The sequence below is a fragment of the Armatimonadota bacterium genome, assembly GCA_035527535.1.
Classification (GTDB): Bacteria; Armatimonadota; Hebobacteria.
The window spans coordinates 1-7,991 of sequence record DATLAK010000075.1 but is presented as its reverse complement, the minus strand read 5'-3'; the positions used below and the strand labels follow the sequence as shown (position 1 = coordinate 7,991).

Genomic DNA, 7,991 nt, shown 5'->3' with positions numbered 1-7,991 from the left:
ACGCCCGCCGAGGCCGAGACGCCCGCCGGCGACCAGCGCCCCGCAGTGCTCGCCGACGTGCGCGGGCAGATCGAGTTCGACCATGTCTGCTTTGGCTACGAGCGCGACGAGCCGGTGCTGCACGACATCTGCCTGGGGGTGCAGCCGGGCGAGATGATCGGCCTGGTGGGGCGCAGCGGGGTGGGCAAGACCACGCTCATCAACCTCATCCTGCGCTTCTACGATCCCGATAGCGGGGTGATCCGCGTGGACGGCCATGACCTGCGCGAGGTGGACCTGCGCTCGTGGCGCGAACACATCGGCGTCGTCTTGCAGGAGCCTTTCCTGTTCCACGGCACGATCGCCCAAAACATCGCCTACAGCAAGCCCGACGTCTCCGAGCTGGAGATCATTGAGGCGGCGCGGGCCGCCAACGCCCACGATTTCATCATGAACTTCCCCGACACCTACGACACCCATGTCGGCGAGCGCGGGGTGCGCCTGTCGGGGGGCGAGAAGCAGCGCATCTCCATCGCGCGCGCTATCCTGCATAACCCACGCATCCTCATCCTCGACGAGGCGACCTCGTCGGTGGACAGCGAGACCGAGATGCTCATCCAGCAGGCGATCCTGCGCCTGGTGGAGGGGCGCACCACCTTCGCCATCGCCCACCGCTTATCTACCCTCAAGCAGGCGGATCGGCTGGTGGTGCTCGACGACGGGCGCATCGTTGAGGTGGGCACTCATGACGAACTCATCGCCGCGGGCGGCATGTACTCACGTCTGGTGGAGATCCAGTCGCTCGTCTCGGAGGCGCAAAGGGCATGACGCCAGCGTTCGACTCGCCATCCCGTCCGACGGTTCTGCTCGACCCCCAGGCGATCACCATCCGCCGCGACCGCCACCGCGGGGTCAAGGTGCGCCTGCACGACGGGACCACCGCCTACCGGGTGCGGTTGGTGGAGGCGTTTCCGGTCACCCGGCGGCGGCGCTTCATCATTTTGTGCGACCGCGACGGCCAGGAGATCGGGATCCTGGAAGACCCCAAGCTGCTGGACCCGGAATCGGCGGAGGTGGTCCGCACCGCCCTCGATCGCTCGTACTTCCTCTCCCGCGTCACCGCCATCCACCGCATCGAGGAGCGCTACGGCACCGCCACCTGGCATGTCACCACCGACCGCGGCCCGCGCGTGTTCGAGGTGCGCTCCCGCTCCGAGAGCGTATGGTGGCTGGGGGCCTCGCGCATCCTCATCAAGGACGCTCACGGCAACCGCTACGAAATCCCCAATCTCGACACGCTCGACCCCCGCAGCCGTACTCTGGCCGAACTGCACATTTAAGCCTGCCACAGCAGCCGGGGACCGAACGCAGCCGCGAGACGCGGGGCCGCCATCTGCGAGGATCGGTGAACCGCCCGCACTGCCTCCGCCCGGGCGCGAGACCGGCTGGCAGGCGTCCCGATCGCGGCCACCGTGCGACCCCGCGGGTCTAAATGCGCGTTCTTGTCCAGTCTTCGCGCGCTTGCCTGGCGACGGTAGCGATCTCGCGTCGAGCGGCTCCCAGGCGCGCGCCCGATCCGCGCTTGCGCTGCGGGCGCGCGCGTGATATAATGGCACCACGGAGGTAGCCAGGATTGCGCGCTTGCCTGGCTAGTGTTGCGCTTCTGCTGCTGGGGGCGTGCGGCGCGCTGGCTTCGCCATTCGACCAGGTGCCGAGTGGCGATAGCGGGTACGCCGACTGTGCATTCCTCGCCCAATGCGGGATTATTGACGCCCGCCCGGCCGAGGAATACGCTGGCACGGCTCTGCTCACGCGGTATGACTTCACCGTGAGCCTGGTGCGCCCCATGGCGGCGCTGGAAGCCCTGGCGCGAGAGGGACGCCTGGGCGCGGCCCTCGACGCCACGGGGCGCATGTCTGACGCCGATCGTGCTCGCGTCAGCGACGCGTTGCTGCGCCTGCTGCGGGAGTTCGGCGACGTCTTCTCCATGCTGGGCAAGGACGCGTCACAGGCGATCCTGGGCGCGCGCCTGCTGGCCGGTGGCGAGCGCGCCTCAGCTCTGACCGACGCCGGAGATTCCGGCAGCGCGGGAATGAGCTACGGCGATGCGCGCACGCGGGTCGGCGTCCTCTACCGGGCGGGAGAGGGCGAGGCGGCCTCGCTCCCACACGTGCCATTGGGCGGGCTGACGGACGCGCCGCTCAGCGGCGTCGCGTCGTCGCGGCTGCCGGCGGGCCGCGCCTACATGGACACCACGGCCCCCGACGCCATCGCCTCGACTGACATCTCGCTGCGGCGCCTGCTGGGGACCGTCGAGTACGGCGTCACGGATAACCTGACGCTAAACCTGGCGTACGAGTCCATGGTGCGCGAGGGGCGGGGCACGGTGCTGCTGGATGCGGCGTCGCTGCGGACGCTTGGCATCGGGTATCGCCTCTCACCGAGCGCTTCCCTCAAGCTCAACTACCACCTCATCAGCTACGCTGATCACACCGGCATCGGCACTCGGCTCGAAGACCGCATGGCCGCGGGCGAGCTGACGGTGCGATTCTGAGGATTGGTTTTTCTTCCGTCGCCCTTGCCCTCCGACAGGCGGCACAAGACGACTGGCTGAGGCCGAGCGGCGGGCTGGCACCCCCGACCGCGGCAGGCGGCTTAGGGCTTCTAACTTGCAGGTGCTCTGCCCCTTATTGAGGCTTCCTGTTCGACGTGCGCGACCAGCTTCTCCCCCGCGGCGCGGGCGGCGTGGAGCATGTACTCCCGGCTGCGGCGGGTGACGATGAGGCCGTCGAAGACCGGCCAGCCGAGCACCCCGTAGTAGCGCTCCAGGCTCACCAGGCAGGTCGGGCCGCCGCCGCCGCCCCCGCCAGCGGCCGCGATGGACAGCACCGGCGTGCCCTTGAGCGTCGAGTCCTTGGTGTGAATCTCGCAGCGCCGCAGGCGGTCGAGGAACGACTTCGCGACCTCGCTGACGTCGCCGAAGTAGACGGGTGTGCTGACGACGACCGCGTTCGCCGCGCCGATGCGCTGACGCACGCTCTCGAGATCGTCCTCGATGATACACAGCCCCTCGCGCCGGCAGCGCCCCCAGCCGTCGTCGCACTGCCGGCACGCCTCGAGGTTCAGCTTGCGCAGATGCACGAGTTCGACCTGCGCCCCCGCCGCAGCAGCGCCATCCAGCGCCATCCGGGCCATCGTGGCGGTCAGTCCGTCTTCGTTGGGCGATGTCTGTATCCCGATGACTTTCAACTCAGCCCTCCTCATGAGGCGGCGCCTCGTGGTTTGTGCTATGACCATATTCGGCGCGCCCATGGGCATCATCCTGCGCGGCGATGGCTACCGCGGGGCGCAGCCCACGCGGCGGATTGTCCTGACAGGCAAGAACGGAGCTCCCGTCGTCGCCGCGGGAAGGCTTGGCATGGGGGCTGTCGAACCTGGTCTCCACACAATGGCCCGCGCCGGCGCGTGTTACCCGGGGTGCCGCCCCCGGGGTAGTCGAGGAACCACCCGCGTGCCATCACCTTCAAGCCGCTGTCGCCCTATGCGCGTCGCCCTGATCCTGGCGACGGGCGGGGATCCGCGCTCCTACGGCCTGCACCTGGCGCTGGGCTACCTGGCCAGCTACCTGCGTGCCCACGCCGACACCATCCCGGCGGCGCTGGAGGTGCTGCCGACGGAGAGCCTGGCGGAGACGGTGGACTTCAGGCCCGACGTCGTCGGCATCAGCTCCGTCAGTTCCTGCTTCAATCACGCCGTCGAGATGGCGGCACAGCTCAAGCAGGCGACCGGCGCGCCGGATTCGCGCGAGCGCAGCCCGCTGCACATTGAGATGCAGGCCCTCAAGCCGGGGTAGAACTGCGTCTGATGCCAGCATGGCGTGCTGGGCGCCGCGCTAAGCGTCGGCCGCACGGGAGCGGGCACAGGAAACGCCTACGCTAACATGATGACACGGCGCACGGCGCGCGTCAATTTGGGGATTGCAGGCACTCAGTGCGGCGTGGCGTCGGGGAGACCGCCGTCCACGGGGATGGTCGCGCCGGTAGTAGGGGTCTGACGAGTGGCGAAGTACAGCACCGCGCGGCCGACGTGCTCGGCAGTGACGCGCGCTTTGAGCAGGTTGCGGCTGCGATAGTATTCCTCGAGGCCCGCCTGGTCCAGGCCGCGAGCGCGCATGCGGTCGGGACCGACCGCGGCCCACAGCCCGGATTTGTGCGCACCCCCGGCGAACACCGCATCGGGCGCGACCATGTTCACCCGCACGTCGAGCGCCGCCAGCTCCAGGCTGGCGATGCGCGCGAGCTGGTGGGCGGCGGCCTTGGTGGCGCTGTAGGCGCCGAACCTGGCGCCGGGGGCAAACACGTTCTTGGTCGAAACCAGCACGATATCTCCGCCCGTGCCCTGGAGTTCGAAGTGCCGCGCCGCCTCCGCCAGCACCAGGAGCGTGCCCTCGACGTTGACCCGCTGCAAGCGGCGGAAGGCCTCGATGTCCATCTCGGCTAGGGATGATACCAGCGCCACGCCCGCGTTAAGCACGACGAGGTCCACCCCGCCCCACGCGCGGATGACGCCCGCGAACCCCTGCGCTACCGAGGCGGGATCGGTCACGTCCATCGGCACGCCAATCACAGGCGAGGGCGGCTGTGCCACCTCCCCGTGCGCCCCGGCAAGGGGGCGCAGTTCCCCCACCAGGCGGTCGAGGTTTTCCTGGGAGATGTCGGTGGCGGCGACGTGGCAGCCGTGCTCGATCAGGGTCTTGCAGATGCCCCAGCCGATCGCCCCCGCCGCGCCCGTGACCAGCGCGATCTGGCGACCCAGGGGCGGCTCGCCCGCAGGGAGCTTGGCGTGCTGGAGGCTCCAGTACTCCATGTCGAACAACTCGGCCTCTGCCAGGCCCTGGTAGTCCCCGATGGCGGCGATCTGCGCCTTGGTCGCCAACGTCTGGGCGGTAATGTCGCGCACGATGTCGGCGGCGCCCGCATCCCGGCCCGCGCAGAAGGCTCCAAGCCCCGGCAGCAGCACCACCCGCGGCAGGGGATCGAAGCGGTTGACGCCCGGCGCCAGCCGTGCCGCGTGGCGCTCGACGTAGGCGTCGTACTCGGCGCAGTAGGCGGCGACCGCCCGGCGGAGCTGCTCCCGGAGCTGGTGGAGGTCGTCGTACTGCGGGCTATCCACCCACAGGGGCAGGGGCTTGGTCCGGATGAGGTGGTCCGACGTCAGGGGAGCGGTGAGGGCGACCGCGCGCCCGCGGTCCCAGTCAACGAAGTCCAGCGCCTCGCGGCTCACCAGCGGCCGCAGGATGATGCGGCGGTGAGGCCGGTCCGCGTCACCCGAGGGCGCCGCCAGCAGTCCGCGCAGCACGGGCGCCACCTTCCCCACCCGCTCCTGCGCCGTCGCCAGGTCGGTGCGCCGACTGCGGTCGGTCGGCGTGGAGACGATGAGCGGGCGGGCGGCCGCGCGCGCGAGGTATTCCTCTGCCCGCGTGACCAGCTCAATGGTGGCGTCGTAGGATTCGCGGGCAGTCTCACCCCAGGTCACCAGCCCATGATGCATCCAGACCATGGCGTAGGCGCCGGGCTGGGCTTCGAATGCTGCAACCGCGGCCCGGGCCAATCCGAACCCGGGCTTGACGTAGGGGAGCAGGATCACGTCCTCGCCCAGGGCCTCGCGCACCCGCTCTTCGCCGTCAATCTGGTTGGTGAGCGCCAGAATGGCGTCGGCGTGGGTGTGGTCAATGTACTTCGGGGACAGGAAGACGTGAGCCAAGGCTTCCACCGACGGGGTCGCGGCGCGGGCATCGAACATGTGGCTGCGCAGCTCGTTGACCATCGCCTCGTCGGTCAGCTCCGACAGGCCGCGCAACCGCTTCAGGTATCCGAGGTCGAGCGGGCAGTGGCCCTCCGGCTCGATGGTGGCGAGATCATGCCCCGAGGCCTTTACGAAGATGGCGGGAATCTTCTCGCCGAGTGCGTTGCTGCGGACACCCTTGGCCGAGGTGTTGCCGCCGCCGTGGAGCACCAGGCCGGGTTCCGCGCCCAGCAGCCGCGCCGAGTAGGTGCGCAAAGCTAGGGCTTCGCCGTATTCCGCGCCGCAGCGGGCGACGTATTCAGACGCCTCTTGCTCCGACCACCGGTTGCGCACGCCATCTCCCTTATCGCCGATCAGTCAGTTCCGCGCGCCGAGCGACAAGCATCGAGCATGAACCGCACGTTGTCGAGCGGGGACTTGCCATCGAAGACCGCGCTCCCCGTGACGATGAGGTCGGCGCCCATCTTCGCTACCTGCGCGATGTTGTCGCGGGTGACGCCGCCGTCCACGCATAGCAGGAGGTCGCGCCCTGAGCTCGCGATGAGCTCGCGTGCCTGAGCCATACGCCGCTCGGTCGCGGGGATGAACCTCTGCCCGGACCAGCCCGGGTTGACCGCCAGCAGCACGATCATCTCGATCTCGTCGAGCAGGGGCGCGATCGCCGTCAGCGGCGTGCCGGGGTTGAGGGCGACGCCGCGAACGATCCCGCGCGCGGGGTCATTGGCGTTCTCCATGCCGCCCAACTGCTGCAGCGCGCGGTGGACGTGGCGGGTGGACTCGACGTGCATGGTGATAACGTCGGCGCCCGCCGCCACGTAGTCGCCAAGCTTGGCCACCGGCTCCTCGACCATCAGGTGTGCGTCCTTCAGCAGCGGCGTCTTGAGCGCCTTGATGAAGGGCGGGCCGACCGTCATCATGGGGGTGAAGCAGCCGTCCATAACGTCCACGTGGGCGACCTGGACGCCGGCCTCCTCGAGCAGGGCCAGTTGCGCCCCGAGCGCCATCAGGTCCGCGCTCAGCACGCCGACGCTGATGGTGGGGGAGGCCCGGCGCAAGATGTCAACCGTCGTGACCGGGGGCATGGCTTGCGGGCTCACTTCTTCCGTTTACGCTTCAGCGAGCAATAGAGGTCATAGGCCTCGGCGGGCTTGGCGTGGTCGTGGACGACCGCGCGCACCGCTTGCACCATGGCGATGGGGTTGTCGCTCTGGAAGATGTTGCGCCCCATGTCCACCCCCGCCGCGCCCTGGCGGATGGCGTTGTAGGCCATGGTCAGGGCGTCAAGCTCCGGGAGCTTCTTGCCGCCGGCCATCACGATCGGCACCGGGCACGCAGCGGTGACGGTGTCGAAGCCCGGTTCGCAGTAATAGGTCTTGACGTAGTGCGCGCCCAGCTCGGCGATGATGCGGCACGCCAGTCCCAGGTAGCGCGCATCCCGCACCAGCTCTTTGCCTACCGCGGTAACCCCCAGCACGGGAATGCCATAGCGATTGCCCAGGTCCACCAGGCGTGTCATGTTGTGCACCGAGCGCGTCTCGAACTCCCCGCCGATGAACACCTGGATGGCCATGGCCGCGACATTCATGCGGATGGCGTCCTCGATGTCAACCGCGATCTCCTCGTTGGACAGCTCCTTGAGGATGCTGGGGCCGCCGCTGGCGCGCACCACGATCGCCTTGTCGGTGGTCGGGGGTATGGTCGTGCGCAGGATGCCGCGGGTCAGCATGAGCGCGTCAACATAGGGGGCCAAGGGCAGGATGGTGACGTCAATGCGTTCCAGCCCGGTGGTCGGGCCCTGGAAATAGCCGTGGTCGAAGGCCAGCATCACGGTGCGGCCCGACTTGGGGTTGAAGATGCGCGCCAGCCGGTTCTTCATCCCCCAGTCGAGATTGCCGGAGCCCTTGAGAAAGAAGCTGTCCTGCGGGAACGGCCGATCGAGGTGGAAGTTTTTTGACCCCTTGACTGCATCAGCATCGGGCATGTTGGTGCCTCCTTGTGCATGTCTTAGTAAGGGCGCGATTCATCCCGCCCTTTCTCGGGCGCGATCAATCGCGCCCCTACGTTCGGCAGACCTCCTCCATCCGCTCCATGTAGTAGCAGTAGTCGGCGAATGAGGTGTCGGGCGGAATGGAATGATCGGTATGCGGGAGGTAGCCGCCCTCCTCCATCAGCGGCTTGAGGCGCGCCAACTCCGCGTCAATCGCCGC

8 protein-coding genes are annotated in these 7,991 nt (G+C 68.6%); 4 read left to right on the top strand and 4 right to left on the bottom strand.

Going from position 1 to position 7,991, the window contains the following annotated elements; genetic code table 11:
• The 3 genes from VM221_05125 to VM221_05115 form a co-directional block, all read left to right on the top strand.
• A partial coding sequence (locus VM221_05125; GenBank protein HUT74205.1) for an ATP-binding cassette domain-containing protein occupies positions 1-807 on the top strand: 807 nt, incomplete at its 5' end.
• Positions 804-1,319, top strand: a complete 516-nt coding sequence (locus VM221_05120) for a DUF1854 domain-containing protein (GenBank protein ID HUT74204.1) — start codon at positions 804-806, stop codon at positions 1,317-1,319. The genes VM221_05125 and VM221_05120, both read left to right, overlap by 4 nt.
• A 293-nt stretch (positions 1,320-1,612) precedes the next feature.
• Positions 1,613-2,533, top strand: coding sequence for a hypothetical protein (locus tag VM221_05115; protein ID HUT74203.1), 921 nt, complete (start codon positions 1,613-1,615; stop codon positions 2,531-2,533).
• A 110-nt stretch (positions 2,534-2,643) separates the two neighbouring features.
• On the opposite strand, the gene VM221_05110 is transcribed toward VM221_05115, so the two are convergent.
• A complete protein-coding gene (locus VM221_05110) occupies positions 2,644-3,228 on the bottom strand; it encodes a flavodoxin family protein (protein ID HUT74202.1) in 585 nt (194 codons plus the stop codon).
• A 262-nt stretch (positions 3,229-3,490) separates the two neighbouring features.
• On the opposite strand from VM221_05110, the gene VM221_05105 reads away from it, so the two are divergent.
• Entirely contained in the window at positions 3,491-3,832 is a 342-nt protein-coding gene (locus VM221_05105) for a hypothetical protein (GenBank protein HUT74201.1), read from the top strand.
• A gap of 134 nt (positions 3,833-3,966) precedes the next feature.
• On the opposite strand, the gene VM221_05100 is transcribed toward VM221_05105, so the two are convergent.
• From VM221_05100 to lsrF, 3 genes are read right to left on the bottom strand one after another with little or no spacing between them, the layout of a single operon-like run.
• A complete protein-coding gene (locus VM221_05100) occupies positions 3,967-6,117 on the bottom strand; it encodes a bifunctional aldolase/short-chain dehydrogenase (GenBank protein ID HUT74200.1) in 2,151 nt (716 codons plus the stop codon).
• 20 nt (positions 6,118-6,137) lie between these two features.
• Entirely contained in the window at positions 6,138-6,866 is a 729-nt protein-coding gene (locus VM221_05095; GenBank protein HUT74199.1) for a ribulose-phosphate 3-epimerase, read from the bottom strand.
• An 11-nt stretch (positions 6,867-6,877) separates the two neighbouring features.
• Positions 6,878-7,765, bottom strand: a complete 888-nt coding sequence (gene lsrF / locus VM221_05090; GenBank protein ID HUT74198.1) for a 3-hydroxy-5-phosphonooxypentane-2,4-dione thiolase — start codon at positions 7,763-7,765, stop codon at positions 6,878-6,880.
• Positions 7,766-7,991: the final 226 nt, after the last annotated feature.